At 65.6% G+C, this 21,694-nt stretch carries 15 protein-coding genes; 12 read left to right on the forward strand and 3 right to left on the reverse strand.

Annotation, left to right across the window (positions count from 1 at the left end; translation table 11 throughout):
* The first annotated feature begins 1 nt into the window (after window position 1).
* Genes bchB through OOZ63_RS22315 form a run of 12 tightly spaced genes read left to right on the forward strand, consistent with a single transcriptional unit; the run spans window position 2 to window position 13,928 of the window.
* Entirely contained in the window at window positions 2-1,582 is a 1,581-nt protein-coding gene (gene bchB, locus OOZ63_RS22260) for a ferredoxin:protochlorophyllide reductase (ATP-dependent) subunit B (protein ID WP_266007827.1), read from the forward strand.
* Window positions 1,554-5,360 carry a magnesium chelatase subunit H gene (locus OOZ63_RS22265; RefSeq protein ID WP_266007828.1) on the forward strand — a complete coding sequence of 1,269 codons (3,807 nt, stop codon included), beginning with the start codon at window positions 1,554-1,556 and terminating at the stop codon, window positions 5,358-5,360. The genes bchB and OOZ63_RS22265 overlap by 29 nt, the downstream gene beginning before the upstream one ends.
* Window positions 5,357-6,268: a ferredoxin:protochlorophyllide reductase (ATP-dependent) iron-sulfur ATP-binding protein gene (bchL, locus tag OOZ63_RS22270; protein ID WP_266007829.1), complete on the forward strand. Its 912-nt coding sequence runs from the start codon at window positions 5,357-5,359 to the stop codon at window positions 6,266-6,268. The genes OOZ63_RS22265 and bchL overlap by 4 nt, the downstream gene beginning before the upstream one ends.
* Window positions 6,268-6,969 carry a magnesium protoporphyrin IX methyltransferase gene (bchM, locus tag OOZ63_RS22275; protein ID WP_266007830.1) on the forward strand — a complete coding sequence of 234 codons (702 nt, stop codon included), beginning with the start codon at window positions 6,268-6,270 and terminating at the stop codon, window positions 6,967-6,969. The genes bchL and bchM overlap by 1 nt, the downstream gene beginning before the upstream one ends.
* Entirely contained in the window at window positions 6,966-8,429 is a 1,464-nt protein-coding gene (locus OOZ63_RS22280; protein ID WP_266007831.1) for a BCD family MFS transporter, read from the forward strand. The genes bchM and OOZ63_RS22280 overlap by 4 nt, the downstream gene beginning before the upstream one ends.
* 9 nt (window positions 8,430-8,438) lie before the next feature.
* The gene (puhA, locus tag OOZ63_RS22285; protein ID WP_266007832.1) at window positions 8,439-9,203 is read left to right on the forward strand and encodes a photosynthetic reaction center subunit H; all 765 of its coding nucleotides are present in this window, start codon (window positions 8,439-8,441) and stop codon (window positions 9,201-9,203) included.
* Window positions 9,200-9,913: a photosynthetic complex putative assembly protein PuhB gene (gene puhB, locus OOZ63_RS22290; RefSeq protein ID WP_266007833.1), complete on the forward strand. Its 714-nt coding sequence runs from the start codon at window positions 9,200-9,202 to the stop codon at window positions 9,911-9,913. Before puhA ends, puhB begins: the two co-directional genes overlap by 4 nt.
* Before the next feature lie 19 nt (window positions 9,914-9,932).
* Window positions 9,933-10,406, forward strand: a complete 474-nt coding sequence (puhC, locus tag OOZ63_RS22295) for a photosynthetic complex assembly protein PuhC (RefSeq protein WP_266007834.1) — start codon at window positions 9,933-9,935, stop codon at window positions 10,404-10,406.
* Window positions 10,390-11,475: a magnesium-protoporphyrin IX monomethyl ester (oxidative) cyclase gene (gene acsF / locus OOZ63_RS22300; protein WP_266007835.1), complete on the forward strand. Its 1,086-nt coding sequence runs from the start codon at window positions 10,390-10,392 to the stop codon at window positions 11,473-11,475. Before puhC ends, acsF begins: the two co-directional genes overlap by 17 nt.
* An 11-nt stretch (window positions 11,476-11,486) precedes the next feature.
* Window positions 11,487-12,254, forward strand: a complete 768-nt coding sequence (gene puhE / locus OOZ63_RS22305) for a putative photosynthetic complex assembly protein PuhE (protein ID WP_266007836.1) — start codon at window positions 11,487-11,489, stop codon at window positions 12,252-12,254.
* 4 nt (window positions 12,255-12,258) lie between these two features.
* Entirely contained in the window at window positions 12,259-13,200 is a 942-nt protein-coding gene (locus OOZ63_RS22310; RefSeq protein ID WP_266007837.1) for an alpha/beta fold hydrolase, read from the forward strand.
* Between the two features lie 50 nt (window positions 13,201-13,250).
* Entirely contained in the window at window positions 13,251-13,928 is a 678-nt protein-coding gene (locus OOZ63_RS22315) for a biliverdin-producing heme oxygenase (protein WP_266007838.1), read from the forward strand.
* A gap of 219 nt (window positions 13,929-14,147) precedes the next feature.
* On the opposite strand, the gene OOZ63_RS22320 is transcribed toward OOZ63_RS22315, so the two are convergent.
* The 3 genes from OOZ63_RS22320 to OOZ63_RS22330 all read right to left on the reverse strand — a co-directional run bounded on the left by OOZ63_RS22320 (window position 14,148) and on the right by OOZ63_RS22330 (window position 21,686).
* Entirely contained in the window at window positions 14,148-16,199 is a 2,052-nt protein-coding gene (locus OOZ63_RS22320) for a putative bifunctional diguanylate cyclase/phosphodiesterase (protein WP_266007839.1), read from the reverse strand.
* Between the two features lie 10 nt (window positions 16,200-16,209).
* Entirely contained in the window at window positions 16,210-18,282 is a 2,073-nt protein-coding gene (locus tag OOZ63_RS22325) for an EAL domain-containing protein (RefSeq protein WP_266007840.1), read from the reverse strand.
* Between the two features lie 1,187 nt (window positions 18,283-19,469).
* A complete protein-coding gene (locus OOZ63_RS22330; protein ID WP_266007841.1) occupies window positions 19,470-21,686 on the reverse strand; it encodes a GAF domain-containing protein in 2,217 nt (738 codons plus the stop codon).
* Between the last annotated feature and the right edge of the window lie 8 nt (window positions 21,687-21,694).

Below are 21,694 nucleotides of genomic sequence, written 5' to 3' on the forward strand. Positions count from 1 at the left end.
TATGCAACTGACCCTCTGGACCTACGAAGGCCCGCCGCACGTCGGCGCGATGCGCATCGCCACTGCGATGCGTGATGTCCACTACGTGCTGCATGCGCCGCAGGGCGACACCTATGCCGACCTGCTGTTCACGATGATCGAGCGGCGGACCGAGCGACCGCCGGTCACCTACACCACCTTTCAGGCCCGCGATTTGGGAGGCGACACAGCACAGCTCTTTAAGGACGCAGCCCGCGATGCCTACGAGCGCTTCAAGCCGCAGGCCCTCCTGGTCGGCGCCTCCTGTACGGCCGAGTTGATCCAGGACGACCCCGGCGGCCTCACGCAGGCGCTGAACCTGCCGGTGCCGGTGATCCCGCTGGAACTGCCGGCATACCAGAGAAAAGAAAATTGGGGCGCGGCCGAGACTTTCTATCAGCTCGTGCGCACGTTGGCCGTCAAGCCTGCACAGCCCCGCGTGAGGGGCGAAAACAAGCCCCGCTGCAACATCCTCGGGCCGACGGCCCTGGGCTTTCGCCACCGTGATGATGTGCGAGAGATCTGCCAGTTGCTGGCGCAGATCGGCGTGGCAGTCAATGTGGTCGCACCGTTGGGCGCCAGTCCGCAAGACCTGGCACGCCTGGTCGATGCCGATTTCAATGTCGTGCTCTACCCCGAAGTCGCGCACCAGGCCGCCGGCTGGATGGCGCGCAATCTGGGCCAGCCCGCCACCAAGACCATCCCGATTGGCGCCGGCGCCACCCGCGAGTTCATCCGCGAGGTCGCGACGCTGGCCGGACTCGATCCGGGCCTCGCGACTACCGAGACCCACTCGCATGCGCCTTGGTATGCCCGCTCGGTCGACGCCAATTACCTGACGGCCAAGCGCGTCTTCGTCTTCGGCGACGCCACCCATGCGATCGCCGCCGCCCGTGTGGCTGCCTCCGAGCTTGGCTTCAAGGTCGTCGGCCTGGGAACCTACAGCCGCGAGTTTGCCCGCGATGTGCGCGAAGCCGCCGCGCTATACGGCGTCGACGCGTTGATCAGCGACGACTATCTGGAGGTCGAGGCCGCGATCAGCGCAGCCGGCCCGGAGCTGGTGCTGGGCACGCAGATGGAGCGCCATATTGCCAAGCGTCTGGGCCTGCCCTGCGCGGTGATCTCGGCCCCGATCCATGTGCAGGATTTCCCGGCGCGCTACTCGCCGCAGATGGGTTTCGAAGGCGCGAACGTGCTGTTCGACGCCTGGGTCCATCCGCTGATGATGGGCCTGGAGGAACACCTGATCGGCATGTTCCGCGGCGACTTCGAATTCCATGAGGATGCGGCCCCCTCGCATCTGGGCGGCGCCGCCATCAAGGCGAAACAGGACGAGGCGCCCGCCTTGATCGAATTGCCGCCACCGGAGCCAGACAAGCAAGAAGGTCCAGCCGCCGCGATCACGGCCGCATGGGCTCCCGATGCCGAGAAGGAACTGCGCAAGATCCCCTTCTTCGTGCGCGGCAAGGCCCGCCGCAACACCGAGCGATACGCACAAGACCATAGCGTACCGGTGATCACCATCGAGACACTGTATGACGCCAAAGCTCACTTCAGCCGCTAGAGGCACGACCTCTGAGCACGCTGCAATGAATGTGGTCGTGGTGACCATGGACAGCCACCTCGCCAGCGCCACCGAGCGTGCCAACACCACCTTGTCTAAGACCCTGCCCGGCCTGCACTTGAGCGTGCACGCCGCCGCCGAATGGGGCGACAACCCGGCCGCGTTGGATCGCTGCAAGGCGGACATCGCGCGCGGCGACATCGTCATCGCCTCCATGCTCTTTCTCGAAGACCATTTCATGCCCATCCTGCCGGCGCTGCAGGCACGGCGCGAGCAGTGCGATGCGATGGTCTGCATGATGTCGGCCGCCGAAGTTACCAAGCTGACCCGTATGGGCAAGTTCGACATGGCCGCGCCGGCCACCGGCGCGATGGCCTTTCTGAAGCGGCTGCGCGGCAAGCCCCCGGGCAAGGACGACGGCAACAAGGGCACAGCGGGCGCCCAGCAGATGAAGACGCTGCGCATGCTGCCCAAGATCCTGCGCTTCATCCCCGGCACGGCCCAGGACGTGCGGGCCTATTTTCTGAGCTTGCAGTACTGGCTCGCGGGCTCGCAGGACAACATCGGCAATATGGTGCGCCTGCTGGTCGAGCGTTATGCCGAGGGGCCGCGCAAGGCCCTGCGCCCGGTGGCCCGGCCACAGCAGCCGATCGAGTATCCCGAGATCGGGCTCTACCACCCTTTGATGAACCACGCGAGCGCGGTGGGCCAGATGGCCACCACGATGGACGCCCTGCCCAAGGTGGCCACAACCGGCACGCGCGGCACGGTCGGCCTGCTCTTGATGCGCTCCTATCTACTGGCTGGCAACGCCGACCACTACAAGGGCGTGATCACCGCGCTGGAGGCGCGAGGGCTGCGCGTGATCCCGGCCTTTGCCACCGGCCTGGATCAGCGTCCAGCCATCGCCGCCTATTTCCGTGATGCCGAGGGCCGCAGCCAGATCGACGCACTGGTCTCACTGACAGGCTTCTCGCTGGTCGGCGGCCCGGCCTACAACGATGCGAAGGCGGCCGAGGATGTGCTGGCAGCACTGGACGTGCCCTATTTGGCCGTGCACCCGGTCGAGTTCCAGACCCTGGACCAGTGGGGCGGCTCCTCGCGCGGTCTGCTGCCGGTGGAGTCCACCATCATGGTGGCTATTCCTGAGCTGGACGGGGCCACTGGCGCGATGGTCTTCGGTGGCCGGGCCAACGCCGCCCATATCGCCTGCACCGGCTGCCCCCACGCATGCCGCTTCGAAAATGAGGTGGACTCGCACGATATGCACAGCTGCATCGAGCGGGCCGATGCGCTTGCCGCACGCGTCGGCAAGCTGGTAGACCTGCGTCGCAGCGAGCGCGCCGGGCGCCGGGTCGCGGCCGTGGTCTTCAACTTCCCGCCCAATGCCGGCGCCACCGGCACCGCCGCCTTCCTGTCTGTGTTCGAGTCGCTGTTCAACACCATGGCCGCGCTGGCCCGTGCGGGCTACACGGTCGACCTGCCCAGCTCGGTCGATGAGCTACGCGATCGCATCATCAGCGGCAACGCCGCACGCTTCGGCGCGATGGCCAATGTGCACCACCGCATCCCGGCCAACGAGCATCTGCGGCGCGAGAAGTACCTGAGCGAGATAGAGGCGCAATGGGGCCCGTCGCCCGGCAAGCAGCAAAGCGACGGCAGCCATATCTTTGTGTTGGGCGAGCGCTTCGGCAATGTCTTCGTCGGCATCCAGCCGGCCTTCGGCTACGAGGGCGACCCGATGCGACTGCTGTTCGAGCAGGGCTTTGCACCGACGCACGCTTTCTCGGCCTTCTACCGTTGGCTGCGCGAGGATTTCGCGGCCCATGCGGTGCTGCATTTCGGCACACACGGTGCGCTCGAGTTCATGCCCGGCAAGCAAGCCGGCATGTCGTCCCGCTGCTGGCCGGACCGGCTGATCGGCGATCTGCCGAATCTGTATCTGTACGCCTCCAACAATCCGTCCGAAGGCACGATCGCCAAGCGCCGCGCCGCCGCCACCTTGATCAGCTACCTGACCCCGCCGGTCGCCCAGGCCGGGCTGTACAAGGGCCTGGTGGAGCTGAAGGAAGCGCTGGAGCGCTACCGCAGCCTTGAACCGGAAGCCCAGGCCGAGCGCGACGCGTTGAGCCTGATGATCCAGACCCAGGCAGCAGCGCTGGAGCTGGCCGAGGCCGAGCCGCTGTGGGGCGCGGCCTCGGAGGCCCGTATCGCGCGGCTCAATGATGCGGTGCTGGAAGTCGAGTACACGTTGATCCCCTACGGCCTGCATATCGTCGGTCAGGCTCCGAGCTTGCCTGAGCGGGTGGACCTGCTGCTGTCCTGCGCCGAGGCCGCGCATGGCGTGAAGCCCGAGCGGGGTCAGATCGAGGCCCTAGTGGCCCACGGCGTGAGCAAAGACGCGACCCCGCTGCTCCAGGAACTCGCCGCCATCGACCGGCTGATGGCCGAGGACCATGAGCTTGATGGCATCCTGCACGCGCTGGACGGCCGATTTTTGCGCCCCGCGCCGGGCGGCGATCTGCTGCGCACCCCGGCCATTCTGCCGACCGGGCGCAACCTGCACGGCTTTGACCCCTTCCGCATTCCCAGCGCCTACGCGGTCAAGGACGGCTTCGCCCAGGCCCAACGCCTGCTCGATAAGCACATGGGCGCAGGCAACCCGCTGCCCGAGTCCATCGCGATGGTGCTGTGGGGCACCGACAACCTGAAGAGCGAGGGCGGCCCGATCGCCCAGGCGCTGGCGCTGATGGGTGCCAGGCCTCGCTTCGACAGCTATGGCCGCCTGGCCGGCGCCGAACTGATCGCGCTGGCCGAGCTGGGTAGGCCGCGCATCGATGTGGTGATCACCTTGTCGGGCATATTCCGCGACCTGCTGCCGCTGCAGATCAAGCTGCTGGCCGAGGCTGCCTTCCTGGCGGCGCAAGCCGAGGAAGCGCCGGAGCAGAACTTCATCCGCAAACATGCGCTGGCCTTCCAGGTCCAGCACGGCGGCGATCTGGAGACCGCCTCGCTGCGCGTCTTCGGCAATGCCGAGGGCGCCTACGGCTCCAACATCAACAGCCTGATCGACAACAGCCGCTGGGAAGGCGGCGACGAGCTGGCCGAGACCTACAGCCGCCGCAAGGGCTTTGCCTACGGTATCAAAGGTCGGCCGGTGCAGCAGGCCGCGCTGCTGCAAAGCGTGCTGGCCGAAGTGCAGCTGGCCTATCAGAACCTTGATTCGGTGGAGCTCGGCATCACCACGGTGGACACCTATTTCGACACGCTGGGCGGCGTCAGCCGCGCGATCAAGCGGGCCAAGGTGCGCAAGGACGGGGACAGCGCCCAAATGGCCCCGGTCTACATCGGCGACCAGACCCGCGACAGCTTCGGCGGCGGCACCGTGCGCACGCTGTCCGAACAAGTGGCGCTGGAAACCCGGACCCGCATGCTGAACCCCAAGTGGTACGAAGGCATGCTCAAGCACGGCTACGAGGGCGTGCGCCAGATCGAGGTGCATGTGACCAACACTATGGGCTGGTCGGCCACCACCGGACAGGTCCAGCCCTGGGTCTACGAACAGCTCAGCGCCACCTTCATGCTGGACCCCGCCATGCGCGAGCGCCTGGCCCAGCTGAACCCCACCGCCTCGGCGCGGGTGGCCAACCGATTGCTTGAAGCCTATGAGCGCGACTACTGGCAGCCCGATGCCGACACGCTCCAAGCCCTGCGCCAGGCCGGCGATGAACTGGAAGACCGCCTCGAAGGCGTGATCGTTGAAAAGGCAGTCGCATGAGCACAGTCACCGAAATTCCCGTCTCCACCATCCGACGAGGCGGCCGTCCCGACGGCGAAGGCAGCGTGCAGGTCGAGCTCGATCCCAGGGTCGATATCGGCACTGCCAAGGTCTTCGCGATCTATGGCAAGGGCGGCATCGGCAAGAGCACCACCTCCAGCAACCTCTCGGCCGCCTTCTCCAAGCTGGGCAAGCGGGTGCTGCAGATCGGCTGCGACCCCAAGCACGACTCCACCTTCACCTTGACAAAGAAGATGCTGCCCACCGTCATCGACGTGCTGGAGACGGTGGACTTCCATGCCGAGGAGCTGCGGGTCGAGGACTTCGTCTTCCCCGGCTACAACGGCGTGATGTGCGTGGAAGCCGGCGGCCCGCCGGCCGGCACAGGCTGCGGCGGCTATGTGGTGGGCCAGACCGTCAAGCTGCTCAAGGAGCACCATCTGCTGGAGGACACCGATGTGGTGATCTTCGATGTGCTGGGCGATGTGGTCTGCGGCGGTTTCGCCGCACCGCTGCAGCATGCCGACCGGGCGCTTATCGTCACCGCCAACGACTTCGATTCCATCTTTGCGATGAACCGCATCGTCCAGGCCATCGGCGCTAAGGCCAAGAACTACAAGGTGCGGCTGGGCGGCGTGATCGCCAACCGCAGTGCCGCCACCGACCAGATCGACAAGTACAACGAAAAGATCGGCCTGAAGCTCGCGGCCCACTTCCCGGACCTGGACGTAATACGCCGCAGCCGGCTGAAGAAGTCGACGCTGTTCGAGATGGAGCCCTCGCCCGAGCTGGAGCTGGTGCAGAAGGAATACATGCGCCTGGCCGCCGCGCTGTGGCTGGGCAGCGAGCCGCTGAGCGCCGTCCCGATGAAGGACCGCGACATCTTTGACCTGCTGGGGTTTGATTGATGCAAGCCGACACCTACACCGCTCGCCGCGGCGAAATCGAAACCTATTTCGACCGGACCGCGGTCGAGGCCTGGGCACGGCTGACCTCGGACGCGCCGGTGGGCCGGGTGCGCGCCACCGTGCGGGCTGGACGCGAGCGCATGCGCCGCACCCTCTTATCCTGGCTGCCGGCCGATCTGCGCGGCCTGCGCCTGCTCGATGCCGGCTGCGGCACCGGGGCGCTGGCGGTCGAGGCGGCGCTGCGCGGCGCCCAGGTGCTGGCCATCGATCTCTCGCCCACGCTGGTGGACCTCGCAAGGGAACGACAGCCGGCCTTCGACAGCAGGGGCGGCATCGACTTCCGCTCGGGCGATATGCTGGACCCTCGGCTTGGCGAATTCGACTATGTGGTGGGCATGGACTCGCTGATCCACTACGAGGCCGGCGATGCCGTCGAGGTGATCGCCGGCCTGGCCCAGCGCACCCGCCGGGCTCTGCTGTTCACCTTTGCCCCCAGCAACCCGGCGCTGGAGCTGTTCAAGGCGGCCGGCAAGCTGTTCCCGCGCGGTGATCGCTCGCCGTCCATCGTACCGGTGGCCGAACGCACGCTGCGACGCCGCCTCGAAGCCCATCCTCAGCTGCTTGCCTGGGATCTCGGGCGCACCGAACGCATCGCCAGCGGCTTCTACACCTCGCAGGCCCTCGAGCTGAGGCGGCCATGAAAGCGGGCCAGTCCGTGCGACAACTCAATGAGCGCCTGGCGCTTAAGTGGGCGCGGCTGAGCCTGGATTTCCTGCCTTTTGCGGACGTGGCCAGCAAGGAGCTGCCGTTGAGCCGGCTGCTGCGCCTGGCGCTGTTCCAGGTCTCGGTGGGCATGGCTTATGCGCTGATGGTCGGCACCTTGAACCGGGTGATGATCGTCGAGTTGGGCGTCTCGGCCTGGCTGGTGGCGCTGATGGTGGCGCTGCCGCTGCTGGTGGCGCCGTTTCGTGCGCTGGTCGGCTACCGCTCCGACATCCATTTGTCGGCGCTGGGCTGGCGGCGCGTGCCCTACCTGTGGTTTGGCTCGCTCCTGCAGTTCGGCGGGCTGGCCATCATGCCTTTCGCGCTGATCCTGCTGCAGCCTGGCGCGGACACGCAGCCCGGCGGCGCCGTGATCGGCCATATCGCCGCCTGCCTGGCCTTCCTCATGGTGGGCGCCGGCATGCAGACCACGCAGACCGCCGGACTGGCTCTGGCCACCGACCAGGCCGCGCCGCAGGCCCGGCCGCGGGTCGTCGCGCTGATGTATGTGATGCTCTTGGTCGGCATGGTGCTGTCCAGCGTACTGTTCAGCCTCGTGCTGCAGGACTTCACGGCCACCCGGCTGGCCGGCGTCGTGCAGGGCGCCGCAATGCTGACCATGTTGTTCAACACCATTGCGCTGTGGAAGCAGGAGGCGCGCGGCAGCGTGCCGCGCCGCAGCGAGGCCTCAGCACCGCAGCCACCGTTTCGCGAGGTCTGGCGGCGCTTTGCCGGACAGCCGAAGACACGCCGCTTCCTGGTCGCGGTGGCACTGGGCACGGCCGCCTTCAATATGCAGGACATCGTGCTGGAGCCTTATGGCGGCGCGATCCTGAAGCTGTCCGTGTCCGCCACCAGCTTGCTGACCGCCGGCCTGGCCCTAGGTTCGGTGCTGGCCTTTGCGATCGCCGCACGCCTGCTGCGGCGCGGCTTCTGCGCCTACCGGCTCGCCGCCATCGGCCTGCTGATCGGCATATGCGCATTCTCGGCGGTGATCTTCGCGGCGCCACTCGACTCGAGCCTGCTGTTTCGCGTCGGCAACCTTCTGATCGGCCTGGGCGGCGGCCTGTTCGCCGTCAGCACCCTGTTCGTGGCGATGAGCCTGGAGCGCGACGGCCTGGCCGGCCTGGCGCTGGGCGCCTGGGGCGCGATGCAGGCCACGGCCGGCGGCATCGCTGTGGCCCTGGGCGGCGCGCTGCGCGACGGCTTCGAGACCCTGGCCGCCACCGGCTGGCTGGGCACGGCAATGTCGGAGCCGCAGGTGGCCTACAGCATCGTCTATCACCTGGAGATCGCGCTGCTGTTCGGCACGCTGATCGCCATCGGTCCCCTGGTGCGCCCGGCAGGCGCGCCTCAACCATCCCGCCAGCGCTTCGGCCTGGCCGAGTTCCCAGGCTAGGAGGCTTCCATGCAAACCGGTGCCATCACAGGCTATATCGACGTCGCCCAACTCGCGCTCTATGCGTTCTGGATCTTTTTCGCGGGCCTGATCTACTACCTGCACCGCGAGAACAAGCGCGAGGGCTATCCACTGGAGTCCGACCGTTCGGCCCATATTACCGTGCAGGGCTGGCCGTCGGTGCCCGATCCCAAAACGTACCGCCTGGCCAACGGCGAGTCGGTCAGCGCGCCGAACGGCAAGGCAGCAAACCAGCCGCCGGTACACGAGGGCGCGTACCGCGGCGCGCCTTTGCAACCCGAGCAGAGTGGCAGCGAGTTGCTGCTGGCCGGCGTCGGCCCCGGCAGCTGGAATGACCGCGCCGATGTGGCCGATATGACCTACGAGGGCCTGACCAAAATCGTGCCTCTGCGTGTGGCGGAGGGATTCGGCGTGGCTAGGCAGGATGTCGATCCGCGCGGCCTGCCGGTGCTGGGGGATGACGGGGTCGAGGGCGGTCGGGTCGTCGATCTGTGGGTCGATCGTTCGGAGATGCTGTTCCGCTATCTGGAGCTGGAGGTGGCCGGTGGCGCACGCGTGCTACTGCCGATGAACTTCGCGCGCGTCGAGCAGCGCCGCATCCGGGTCAAGTCCATTCTGGGCAGCCAGTTCGCCCAGGTGCCCAAGACGCGCCAGCCCGAGCAGGTGACCTTGTTGGAAGAGGAAAAGATCATGGCCTACTACGGTGCCGGTACCCTCTACGCGACGCCCTCGCGCCAGGAGCCGCTGATATGAGGGCCGTCCGGAAGAATGTGGTGGACCTGCTCACGCCGGCGCATGAGCATGAGTTCGAGGCGGCTCATGGTCTGCCCGAGGCGCTGCCGGCCGGCGAGACGCAGCTCTGGCAGGGCAGCCCCGACGCGCTGCTGATGGCCCGCCAGGCACTGCATTTGGATCTGCTGCTGCTCTATTTCGGCGCGCTGCTGGCCTGGCGCGGCCTCGGCAGTTGGTATGACGGCGAGCCGCTGGGCCAGACCGTGCTGGCAATGGCCGGCATGCTGCCGCCCATCGTGCTGGCCCTGGGCCTCATCGGCACCCTCGCCTGGCTGATGGCGCGCAGCACGGTCTACACCATCACCAACCGGCGTGTCGTGATGCGGGTCGGCGTGGTGCTGAGCATCACCTTCAACTTGCCGTTTGCGCAGATCGCCTCGGCGGGTTTTCGCCGGCGCGGCCAGGCGGGTGACATCGTCTTGAGCCTGGCCGGCAGCGACCGCATCGCCTATCTGCATTTATGGCCTCATGTACGGCCCTGGCAGCTCAAACGCACCCAGCCCATGCTGCGCGCGCTCGCCGATGCAAATGCCGTCGCACAGACCCTGGCTAGGGCGCTAGCGCAGGCTGAGGCGGCCCGCTCGGCGCTGCCGGTACGGGCGGTCGGCGTGGTCGATCCGGGCAGCGGCCTGCCCGCCCTGGTCGCCAAGCCCATGGCCCGCGCGGCCTGACTGATCAAGGAGACGCCCCATGAACCCCAGCCTGCAATCCAAGCTGCCGATACTCCCGCTCGCGGCAATGGCGGCCTTGGTCCTGAGCAGCTTGATCGGCGTCGGCCTGGTGCGGCTCGCCGGCCTGAGCGCACAGCAGCAGCCCGATGCGGCGACGCTTGCCGTGCGCCAGCTGCGCTTCGAGGACCGCGACGATGGTGGCATCGAGGTGCGCGACGCTCGCAGCGGCGCGCTGCTGGACACAGTGGCGCCAGGGACCAACGGCTTTCTGCGCAGCACCATGCGCGGCCTGGTACGCGAGCGCAAGCGCCAGGGCCTGGGGCCGGAGACGCCGTTTGAATTACTGGGCCGCTCCGACGGCCGGCTGACCCTGGTCGACCCCGGCACCGGCCGACGCGTCGATCTCGAATCCTTCGGGCCCAGCAACTCGGCGGTGTTCGCCCGGCTGATGATGCCCTCTTCAGGAGCCCAAGACCATGTCGCACAGCGCTGAACAGACCCTGCTGCAAAGCCCCGAGGACGCCGCCCGTCTGGCCAAGGCCGAGACGGTGCTGACGCCACGCTTCTATACCACCGACTACGCGGCGATGGACCGGCTCGATGTGAGTCCGATACGCGCCGAGTGGGACGCGATGATGGCCGAGTACGAGGGCGACAACAACCACGACCACTTCCAGCGCACGCCCGAGTTCGCCGCCGAGGTGGCCGCCCTGTCGGCCCAGTGGTCGCCGCAGTTGCGGCGCGATTTCCAGGAGTTCCTCGTCAGCTCGCTCACCAGCGAATACTCCGGCTGCGTGCTCTACAACGAGATCCAGAAGCACGTCAGCAACCCCGACATCAAGGCGCTGATGCGCTATATGACGCGCGACGAATCGCGCCATGCCAACTTCATCAACCAGTCGCTGAAGGACTTCGGCCTGGGTGTCGATCTGGTCAATCTCAAGCGTAGCAAGGCCTACACCTACTTCAAGCCCAAGTACATCTTCTACGCGACCTATCTGTCCGAGAAGATCGGCTACGCCCGCTACATCACGATATACCGCCAGCTCGAACGCCACCCCGAGCTGCGTTTTCACCCGATTTTTCGTTGGTTCGAGCGCTGGTGCAATGACGAGTTCCGCCACGGTGAATCCTTCGCGCTGATCATGCGCGCCCAACCCGGCCTGCTCAGCGGCGCCAACAAGCTCTGGATCCGCTTCTTCCTGCTGGCCGTCTACGCCACCATGTACGTGCGCGACCACACGCGGCCCTGGCTCTCCGAGGCGCTGGGCATGGACCCGAGCGAGTACGACTACAAGGTCTTCGACATCACCACCGAGATCAGCCGCCAGGTCTTCCCGTTGAGCCTGGACACTGACCACCCGGCCTTCCGCGCCGGCATGGACCGGCTGTGCAGCATCTCGGCCGCCGCCGAGCGGGCCAAGCAGCGCGGCGGACTGATGGGAAGACTGCAGCAGGGTGTCTGTGCGGCCCGCGCCGCGCTGTGCTTTGGCCGCTTGTATCTGCTGCCCACCCTCAAGCACGAGCTGCCGCGTGAAATGCGCGTGGCACCGAGCTGGTAGGACACCTGGCCATGCAACACGGCTGGCCCGCGCTCTACACCCTGCTGCTGTGGTGGTTCAGCACCGGCGTAATCCTGTATCTGAACGGGCTGCCGCGCGCCACACACAAATGGACCTTTGGCGCGGCTACCGTACTGCTGGGCATCTCGCTGCTGGGCGTGGCGGCCTCGGCCGACGACACTCGAGTCAGCGGGGCGTATCTCGCCTTCACCTCGGCACTGATGGTCTGGGCCTGGCAGGAGATTGGCTTCCTGCTCGGTTATGTGACCGGTCCGCGACGCATCGCCTGCCCGAGCGGCGCGCGCGGCTGGCGCCGGGTCGGGTTTGCGGTACTTGCGATCCTCTACCACGAACTGGCACTGATCGTACTGGGCGCCGCCATTGCGCTGCTGAGCTGGGGGCAGCCCAATCAGCTGGCGCTGTGGACCTTTGCGGTGCTGTGGCTGATGCGCTTGTCGGCCAAGCTGAATGTGTTCTTGGGTGTGCGCAATCTCAACGAGCAGTTCCTGCCCGAGCATCTGCGCTATATGCACAGCTATTTCCGCCAGCGCCCCGGCAATGCGCTTTTCCCCGTTACGGTGATCTCAATCACCGCGCTTGCCGCCGCCGCTTGGCACAGCGCGGTGGCCACCTCGGTGAGTGTCTTCGACGCAACGGCCTGCAGCTTTGTCGCGATGCTCTTGAGCCTGGCCCTGCTGGAGCATTGGTTCATGGTGCTGCCGCTACCCAGTGAGAAACTGTGGGACTGGGGCCTACGTTCGCGCGCGCCGCACGCCTGAAGCCGTGCTCAAGAAGAGAACCGCAATCTTGATCCTGCTCGCACTGGCACTGTTCGGCCTCGCCGCCTGGGCCTGGACACCGGATCTGCCGCAGGCCGACCTGGACGCCAAATACATGCGCCAGCCCAGCGACAGGGTCGAGTTGCGCGCCGTGCCCGGCGTGCATCTACATTTGCGAGACACCGGCCCGCGCTCTGCCCCAGCTTTGTTAATGATCCACGGCTTCGGCGCCAGCCTGCACAGCTGGGAGCCCTGGGCAGCCGCCTTGTCAGAGACTTACCGCGTGATCCGCATCGATCTGCCCGGTAGCGGCCTGAGTCCGCCGGACCCAAGCGGTGTCTATACCGACGCTCGTACCGAGCAGCTGCTGCTAGCCCTTCTCGATCAGCTGGAGGTCCCTCACGTCACGCTGATTGGCCACTCGATCGGCGGGCGCATCGCCTGGGGCATGGCGGCGCGTCATCCCGAGCGCATCACCCGTCTGGTGCTCATCGCCCCGGACGGTTTTGCCAGCCCCGGCTTCGACTACGGCCAGGCGCCTGAGGTGCCGGCCAGCCTGAAGTTGATGACCCATGTCCTACCCCGCCCTTTGCTGCGCATGAGCCTGGCGCCGGCCTATGCCGATCCGGAGGTACTCAGCGATCGTCTGACTGAGCGCTACTTCGAGCTGATGCGCGCCCCTGGCGCGCGGCAGGCGCTGCTGGCCCGCATGCAGCAGACCGTACTCAGCGATCCCAGGCCCCAGCTGCAGCGCATCAAAGCGCCCACGCTACTGATCTGGGGCGAGCAGGACGCGATGATCCCCTTCAGCAACGCCGCCGACTACCTCACCGCCCTCCCCAGCGCTCGCCTGGCCGCTCTGCCCGGCATCGGCCATCTTCCTCAGGAGGAACAGCCGGCGCGCGGGCTGGCCGCGCTGCAGGCCTTGCTGCGCGAAAGCCAATGACGGGCAATACCTGACCCCGGAGACCCCGGCGCTGAGGCATCATGCTTGGCATGGGAGCAAGCATCAGCACAGCGAGTAACGGACTCGCCGCCCGTCTGAAAGACGCCACACGCGATCTGCACCGGCAAGCCGAACGCAGCGGCGTTATGGCCGAGTTGATGCAAGGCCGCATCAGCCGCGATGTTTATTGCCTGATGCTGCGCAACCTGCAGCCGATTTATGCGGCGCTGGAGGTGGGGCTCGATGCGCACAATCACGCCGACCCGAGCGTGCAGCGGCTCTGGAGGCCCGAGCTGCGCCGGCTGCCGGCGCTGGAGCAGGATCTGGATTACCTGCATGCTGGCGCGGACTGGCGCCGTGACTTGCCAATGCTGAGAGCTGCTGCGGAATACGCCGAGCGGCTTGAGCGCCTGGCACGAACCGACGCAGTGCTGCTCATTGCACATGCCTATCTGCGCTACCTCGGCGACCTTCATGGCGGGCAGATGCTGGCGCGAATCGTGAGGCAGGGCCTCGGGTTGAAGGGCGAGTTGGGTACGGCGTTTTATGCCTTTGGGGGCGGGGATGCGCAAAAGCTGGAACAGCTGAAGCTGGGTTTTCGGGTCGGGCTAGATGCGCTGACTCTGACGCCGGAGCAGGCGGATGCCATAGTGGATGAGGCGTGCGAGGGTTTCAGGCTGCATGCAAGCCTATTTGAAAGCGTACAGGGGGACGGACGGCTCGGGTGAGCGGCCGCGGCGAAGGCATAGATGCCGCAGGGACCGTCGCTCACGTCCAAAACCTTGGTGCTCGGCGGGCGGCAAAAAGCCGTCGTCGGCTCACGCCGCACTGCGGCGGAGTCAATGACCGTTGTCAAGGTCGGAGTACCAATTCGGGCTGCTAGCCAGGCTGCGGATTGCCTCGTTAGCCCGCGTGCCCGCTCGATGAAGCCGAAGCTCAAGGAGTTTTCAGGCTTTCGTCCCTGTCTCGGTTCCGGTCGTCCCCGTTATCAACATCTGCTCGAACATGAGTTGTGGCACCGGCCTAGAGAACAAGAAGCCTTGCTGCAGCATGCAGCCCCGGCCGATCAGGAACTCCGACTGTTCTAGCGTCTCCACCCCTTCGGCGACCACTTGAAGGCCCAGTTCCTTGCCGAGGGTGATGATGGCGGTGGCAAGGGCAGCGTCGCGACCTCCTCGTGCGACCTCGGCAATGAAGGCGCGATCGATCTTCAGCTCACTCATGGGCAGACGCTTCAATTGACTCAGCGACGAATAGCCGGTGCCGAAGTCATCCAGCGACAGGCCAAAGCCCAGGGTCCGCAGGCGGTCCAGCACGCCGACGGCCGTTGCCACCTCGCGCATCACCATGGTCTCAGTCAGCTCGAGCGTCAGCCAGGAGGATTGCAGGCCATAGTGCAGCACGAGGCCCTCGAGCTGGTCCGGTAGCGTGGCATCGGCAAGACTCGATGCAGGGAGGTTTACCGACAGAGGCAGTATCGACAGCCCATGGTCCGACCAGCGACGCAGGCTCATGCAGGCGGCGTGCAGCACCCAATCAGTCAGTGGCGCGATGAGACCGCGTTCCTCGGCCAGCTCGATGAACGCGCCCGGCGGCACCAGACCGCGCTGCGGGTGCTGCCAGCGCACCAGCGCCTCGGCACCGACGAGTTGTCCGCTGCGAGCGTCTACTTTCGGCTGATAGTGCAAACACAACTGCCCAACTTGTATCGCATGGCGCAATTCGGTCTCGAGCACCGCGCGCTCCCTGGCCCGGGCGTTGAGTGCCTCGTCGAAGAACTTGTGTTGGGCGCCGCCTGCATCCGCGGCAACCCGAGCCGTCTGTTCCGCGCAATGCGTCAGGCCGACCATGTCCTGGGCGTCGCCCGGGAACATTGCAATACCGATGCTCGCAGACAGGGACAGCGGCTGCGCGTGGATGACGATGGGTTGTGCCACCGCCGCGAGCAGACGTTGCGCGACGACGGACGCTCGCTCCTGGCCGTCGAGATCCGTGAGAAGCACCGAGAACGCGTTGTCGCCGAGTCGTGCAACCACGGCCGGTTCATGGGCAACCGGGTTGACCGACGCCACGTCGCTGCCTCGGATGCAAGCGCGCAGACGCTGCGCGACGCTGGCCAGTACCGTGTCGCCCTCTCCGCGGCCATAGACGTCGTTGACACCGCCGAAGCGGTCGATCTTGACATGCAGGACGGCGCATCCGACGCCGCTGCGCATAGACCGTTCCAGTGCCGGCCCGGCCAACTCGGCAAACAGGCGGCGGTTCGGCAGCCCCGTGACCTCGTCGTAGTGTGCCAGCCGCAGGGCCCGGTGCTCCGCCTCGACGAGCGAGTCGTCAAGCGCCGTCCGCGCCACGAATTCGTTTCGCAGCAAGAACTCGCGCCACCAACCAATGCCGGCCGCGAGGATGAAGAGCGTGACCACGTGATACGACCAATAGCCCGCCAACTGGGTCGACAGGCCGGCATGTCCCCACAGCGCATAAAGGAATGCCACCAGGATGGCAACACCCGCAGCAAGTGCATGCCGGAACTGCACCCCCAGGATCACAAAACAATAAAATTCTAGAAAGGTGAAGTTCAGGACGCCCACCCAGCTTTTCAAGCCGGCACCACCCTCTTCATCGATCCGGACCAGGATGAACATCAGGCAAAGGGCCACCGTGACGATGAAGCTTGCCATCACCGGCTGCCAGTACCTGCGGGCCTTGGGCAAGAGCGAATAGCCGAGACCCGACAACAGCACCGGCACGGCCATCGTCAGTCGCAGCAGATTGGCGGGTCCATCGTTGTGGCTGATGCGGTCGACCAGGTAATCGCCGACGATCAGGACCACACCAAGCACAAGGCTCGCCTGCGCATAGCGGAAATAGAAGGCGACATAGTGTTTGATGAAGCGCAACTCATAGTCCGCGCCGGAAAAGCGCAGCAGTAGCCTCAGCGGCAATGCCGCGGCGCCGATGTCACGGGTTCCAAGCGCCTTTTTTTCAAAAGTAGGCATCAGGTGGAGGTCACATCTGAAGGGTGGGGTGCGGAGCAATTTCACCACTGTTCGCCGTAGACCCTGGGGTTCGTACTGGTGCGCGCAAATCATCTGACATGGCGGCAGTACTGGGCCGCTGTTGAGAAAGCCAGGATGCGAGCACTTCGGCTGGCAGCGCCTTGCTGTAGAGCCAGCCCTGGGCGTACTGGACGCCGAGGCGGCGCAGGACATCGGCCATCTCCTCAGTCTCCACACCCTCTGCAATTACCTCCAGGCCAAGCCCCTTGGCCAAGCTTGAAATGGCCGTAAGAAGGGCATGCCGCTTGGGCGAGTCACCGCCTCCAGCAATGAAGCTGCGGTCTAGCTTTACCGCAGTCAGGTCCAACCCGGCCAGTTGCCCGAGTGACGAATATCCTGCGCCGAAGTCATCCAGATGCACGCCACAGCCTAGCGCACGGGAGGACTCGATGAATGCGCGAGCCGCCAGGCCGTCTTCCAAGAAGCTGGACTCCGTCAGTTCCACGTCGATGAATCCATCACAGTGGTCGTGGGCGGCTTTCAAGGCATCTATCAAGAAGGGGTCATGGGCCACCTGTTTGGCGCTGACATTCACCGAGACGCGAAGCGATAGGCCCATGTCGGCCCAACTCTTGGCCTGGCGCGCTGCCGCTTGCATGACCCAACGCCCGATCTCCACAATGATGCCCGTTGCCTCAGCACGAGGGATGAACCTGTCAGGCGCGATGTAGCCTATTTCCGGGTGGTTCCAGCGTATCAAGGCCTCAACAGTCTCGACCGTGCCGTCAACCAGACTGACTTTAGGCTGGTACCAGAGCTCCAGCTGTTCGCGCGCCAGCGCCTCTCGCAGCTGGGAGTCCAGCCATAGTCCCTCTGCCAACTCTTCACGCATCCGGCTTTCGTACAGCTGCAAGCCGCTTCGTGAGCGCGTCATGGCGGCGTGCATCGCCGCGTCCGCTGCCATCTCGAGGTCGTCAGCGGTGACGGCGTGATCTGGAAAGCGAGCCACGCCAACGGCAGCTTGAAGATGCACCTGCACGCCGGCCACCATAAAGGTCTTGGCAAGGGCGCTCAGTATCTCGTCGCCGACCGCCACCAACTCTGCATCTGATCGGGTGCCGTCCGCCTGCAGTTGGAATTCGGGGCCGCCAGCGCGGCTGACCATCCAGTCCGCGGGCACCGCCTGAACGAGAGCATCTGCCACTTGCTTCATAAGCCTTTCGGATTGCGTCAGCCCCAGCATGCCCCGCAGTTGCCGGTAATTCAACACCACGAGCGTCATGAATGCGACGGGCAGGCCCAAGTCAACAAGCTCTTCCAGTCGTTGCCGAGAGGCAAGACCGTTGGGCAGACGCGTCACGCGATCTTTGGTCGCCTGCTCGTAAAGACGTCGTTTGCCTGCGAGTTCCTCGGTGATGTCGATGCCTGAGCACACTACATAAGTGTCCTCGTCCGCACTCCCTCGTATCAGCTTGTTCCGCCACTGGATCTGTCGTTGCCCCAGCAGCGAATCCACGGGAGTACTCGTTTCATAGGACTCGCCCTTTTCGAAGAAACTGGCAATGTGGGCTCTGGCCTCCGCCTGATGTGACGCTGGAAGGAACAGCTTGTGGGCATCGATGCCGATCAGGTCAGCCTCCCTCATGCCGGAACCTTCTTCACACAGCCGATTGAAGCGTCTGACCTTGTGGTTCCTGTCGATGATGACCACCAGGGAGTTGACCTCCGAGACGATCTGCTCGGCAAAGCCCAGCGCCTTCTGCAAGGCAGCCATCACACCCTCGGCATCGTCTGACCGGCTGGCCAACCCACCCCAGAGCCCGATGCCAGTCTTCTTGCCAACCAGTACGAGTTCAACGCGGCGCGTGGCCCGCGCCGTGATCCGCACGCATTCCGTCGCCGCACCAAGCGCCCTGATCGTCGCAGCCTGCGTGGAAGTTAGGCGCAGGCAAGTGGTTCCGATGCCCATGTCGTGACTGAGCATCAGGTCGTCCGAGTCCTGTCCAAAAGACCAACGATCGCTTTGCAAGTCTTCCGCTGCTGCAGGCACCGCTGCTCGAGATGACAGCACTAGTTCAGACATTCGGGCTCCGAGTCAGATAACCAACATTTTATATCATTTACCACTTTCAATTTGATTGCAATGATACATATGGCATTTTCAAATGAACTGCCAAAAAGGTCACATCACTGATCCCGAACTGGTGCGCATGAAGGGCACGAAGCCAGAAGCATCGTATTCGTCTACTTCCCCAATCTAGAGTGCTCGGGCTCTTGAAGAAGGCAGGGCGGCAGCATCTGCGACTGGGTCTCAGGTCGAATAGCGGAGTTGCGACACCGTCTAGCCTAGAGACGAAATCGCCATTCCGAGCAAAGCCACACAATCATAAATGTCATTTTAATCATTTTAAAACAATGAGCGCGTTGTGTAGTTCCACCCCGCGGTGTCTGGCCAACCCACCGCGCAAAGCGCGGGCTGGTCACACCCCCACCCGTAGTCAACGTTCGGGTCGCAAAACCGCCACATGCCAAAAGAACAACCTGACCTTAGAAAAAGAGGCTCTTCGCGACCTTCGCTGCAATACTGACTTTTGCCGGAATCCTCATCGCTGTAGCGCTCGTCAGCACCCTCGACCGCTGAGAGTCCGGTACACAACGATCTAAGCCTTTCCAACTTGCCCGAAGTCTAGAGGGCCGAGATAGCGGGGCCTCGACTGCCGGTGCGTCGGGACATCACCCAGAACTGCTCGATGAGGTCGAACACATCTGACCTGGCCTACTCGCGCGAGCGACTGCCCTTGCGGGCCACTCTTGCGGTCTTTAGGCTGGGAAAATTACCTCTCCGTGGCCGAGTTGTCCCAGACCTCGCCCCGAACGGCTCTGCTGGGCTTGGCCGTCGCACAGCATCGTGAGGTCGGCTTGCTTGCGGCAGCTGTACAGAACTAAGCCTCGCACAGGACTGCTTCGCCGACTCCTCACTGTCAGTCATCGGGTCGCTACAGCCACTTCCTAGGCCATAGAAGCCATAGCTGACCTTCCCAGCTCCGCGGGTCATTGTCAAACTCGGCTCTCGCGTCGGCGAATGGCCGATACTGGAGGGCCCGTAGCCGCTCAGCCGGCGAACTGTCCAATGATTGTTGCTTACGGTAACAACTCGAGAGCCGGGAAATCCGCGGATCGCATGCCGCCTCGAGCTGTCTTGCCACTACCGGGTCGCCATCGAAGAGCTAAGCTCTCACGCCGCGCCTGAGCACTCATCAGCTCTGGCCCCTACCCCGAAGAACTCCTGATCTGCGCATACAGCCCAGCCGCCCTGCGCGTCGAGTTCTCCAGTTCCTGTAATAGCGGCGCGACCGGGGGGCCTCCGCGGGCGTCGGCGATGTCCATGGCGGCGAGGCTGGCGTTGGTGAGGATGGCGGCGATCACGCCGTCTGGTTCGTTGGCTTCGCTTCGCGTGTGCTGCGCGGCCAGGCGTAAGGTGCTTTCCAGGTTGAGCCGGGCGGTGTCAGCGCGGCGGGCTTCGCGCAGGTCGAGCAGGGTCAGCACATATCCCAGGGCCTGGCCGTCGCGGCCGCTGACGGGCTCGGCGTGGACGGCCATCGGCACCAGCGTGTCGTCGGCGCCGAGCAGATCGAGTTCGCGGCGCCAGCCGTGCTGGGAGCGGCGCATCTCGGCCAGAGCCCGCTGCACGGCGGGGGCAGCGGCGAACAGGCCGGAGATCTCACCGCCCTTCTCGACCGGCGCGCCGCGCAAGACCACCAAGGCCTCGTTGGCGAACACCACGCGGCCCTCGGCATTGGCCACCAGCACCGGTTCGCGCGAGCCGGCCACCGCGCCGCGGATCTGCACCAACTGGTGCTCGGCGATCAGTAATCGCACCGCCTGCACCTGCACGATGATGTCCACCAGGGCCACACCGATGCCGCGCGCCAGCGCCAGCTCGGTGCTCGACCAAGGCACGGCTGTGCCGCGCACGATCTCGGACCAGGCCGCGAAGGAGCGGCGCGGCGACAGCTCCAGCGGATTGTTGGCCACCATGGGCTTGGACGGATCACCGGCCCAGGTGACGCTTTGCAGCTGCTCCTTGCGAAACCACATCAGCCAGTCGGGGCTGTTGGTGGACAGGCGCACGGCCAGCACGCCGCTGGCCGTTGGCGTGAGACTCGCCAGCGCGGGGTTCGCCTGACCGACCGAGGCGCAGGCAAAGGGCTCGTCAACCGGCACCGGCTGCTGCGCCTGCACCCAGGCCAGCAAAGCGCGCAGCTCGGGCGTGGACGGCGTCTCGCCCGACACCAGCACCTCGCCTTCGCAGAACAGCGCAGCGCCAGTGGCCTCGAGCGGCTGTAGCAGGGTGCGCGGGTTTCGGAACAGCGCATAGCGCCATTCGCCCTCAGTCGAAGTCGCCTCGACCAGGCGCTGCTCGAGCCGGCGTACCATCAGCGCCACCTGGGCGTGAGCATAGTTCTCAATGGCCGAGATGCGGGTGGAGGCCACCTCGGCCAGCAGATCGGCAGCCGAGCGCAGCGTGCAGCGCAGATGGCGCGGCGAGTAGTGGTGGCAGGCGATCAGGCCCCAGAGCTGACCCTCGCGCACCAGCGAGGCGGTCAGCGTGGCCGTCACGCCCATATTGCGCAGGTACTGCAGATGGATGGGCGACATGCTGCGCAGCTGGCACAGCGACATGTCCAGCGGCGCACCGGTCTCGGGCCGCAGAGCCGGCAACAGCGGAGCCTGCTGGGCGTTCACATCGACCAGCATGCGTACCCGGTTGAGCAGATAGAGGGCGCGGGCGCGCTGCGGAATGTCGCTGGCCGGGTAGTGGTGGCCCAACAGCGACTCCAGCCGCGGGTGCCGCGCCTCGGCGATCACCTTGCCATGGCCGTCGGGGTCGAATTTGTAGACCACCACGCGGTCATAGCCGGTCAGATGGTGCAGAACCTCGACCACCGCATCGGCCAGCACGCCCACCGAGGGCGCGGCGCCGAAGCGCTGCAGTGCGTCGGACAGCGTGGCTGCCATCTGCTCGGGGGTCAAGTCTTGCAGTTCCATGCCACCGGTTTCGGCTGAGGCCGAGGTCGTCGCCGGCTCCAGTTCCAGCACCAGCCCGCCCTCGGCCAGCCGGTGCAGAGCGCCGTCGAAGCGGCGCCCGGTCGGCCCGATGCTGCATTGCAGCATCACGGCCTCGCGCAGATCGGCGTGGCCGCTGTTGGCTTGATGCTGTTGCGGCGGCCGAAGCAGCGCCGCCACCCGCTCGGCCACATCGCCGCCGAGCAGCGCCAGCGGCCGCTGCAGCAGCGCCTCTGCCGGCAGGCCCAGCAGGCGTGCGACATTGCCGCTGCACTGCTGCACCAGCAGATCGGCGCTCTCGCGCAAGACCAGCAGCGCGCCATGCGGCTGCACCGAGCCGGCCAGATGGATCAGCTCGCGCTCGCAGTTGCTGAGGTCGGCCTGGCCGAAGGCGGGTGCCACTTGCTTCGAGGCTTGCATCGATGCTT

It is taken from the genome of Paucibacter sp. PLA-PC-4, from assembly GCF_026241155.1.
Classification (GTDB): domain Bacteria; phylum Pseudomonadota; class Gammaproteobacteria; order Burkholderiales; family Burkholderiaceae_C; genus Roseateles_E.

What these genes read in the sequence shown, in the direction of transcription:
- bchB (WP_266007827.1), top strand. Translation starts at nt 2, where the DNA reads ATGCAACTGACCCTCTGGACCTACGAAGGCCCGCCGCACGTCGGCGCG.
- OOZ63_RS22265 (WP_266007828.1), top strand. Translation starts at nt 1,554, where the DNA reads ATGACGCCAAAGCTCACTTCAGCCGCTAGAGGCACGACCTCTGAGCAC.
- bchL (WP_266007829.1), top strand. Translation starts at nt 5,357, where the DNA reads ATGAGCACAGTCACCGAAATTCCCGTCTCCACCATCCGACGAGGCGGC.
- bchM (WP_266007830.1), top strand. Translation starts at nt 6,268, where the DNA reads ATGCAAGCCGACACCTACACCGCTCGCCGCGGCGAAATCGAAACCTAT.
- OOZ63_RS22280 (WP_266007831.1), top strand. Translation starts at nt 6,966, where the DNA reads ATGAAAGCGGGCCAGTCCGTGCGACAACTCAATGAGCGCCTGGCGCTT.
- puhA (WP_266007832.1), top strand. Translation starts at nt 8,439, where the DNA reads ATGCAAACCGGTGCCATCACAGGCTATATCGACGTCGCCCAACTCGCG.
- puhB (WP_266007833.1), top strand. Translation starts at nt 9,200, where the DNA reads ATGAGGGCCGTCCGGAAGAATGTGGTGGACCTGCTCACGCCGGCGCAT.
- puhC (WP_266007834.1), top strand. Translation starts at nt 9,933, where the DNA reads ATGAACCCCAGCCTGCAATCCAAGCTGCCGATACTCCCGCTCGCGGCA.
- acsF (WP_266007835.1), top strand. Translation starts at nt 10,390, where the DNA reads ATGTCGCACAGCGCTGAACAGACCCTGCTGCAAAGCCCCGAGGACGCC.
- puhE (WP_266007836.1), top strand. Translation starts at nt 11,487, where the DNA reads ATGCAACACGGCTGGCCCGCGCTCTACACCCTGCTGCTGTGGTGGTTC.
- OOZ63_RS22315 (WP_266007838.1), top strand. Translation starts at nt 13,251, where the DNA reads ATGGGAGCAAGCATCAGCACAGCGAGTAACGGACTCGCCGCCCGTCTG.
- OOZ63_RS22320 (WP_266007839.1), bottom strand. Translation starts at nt 16,199, where the DNA reads ATGCCTACTTTTGAAAAAAAGGCGCTTGGAACCCGTGACATCGGCGCC.
- OOZ63_RS22325 (WP_266007840.1), bottom strand. Translation starts at nt 18,282, where the DNA reads ATGTCTGAACTAGTGCTGTCATCTCGAGCAGCGGTGCCTGCAGCAGCG.
- OOZ63_RS22330 (WP_266007841.1), bottom strand. Translation starts at nt 21,686, where the DNA reads ATGCAAGCCTCGAAGCAAGTGGCACCCGCCTTCGGCCAGGCCGACCTC.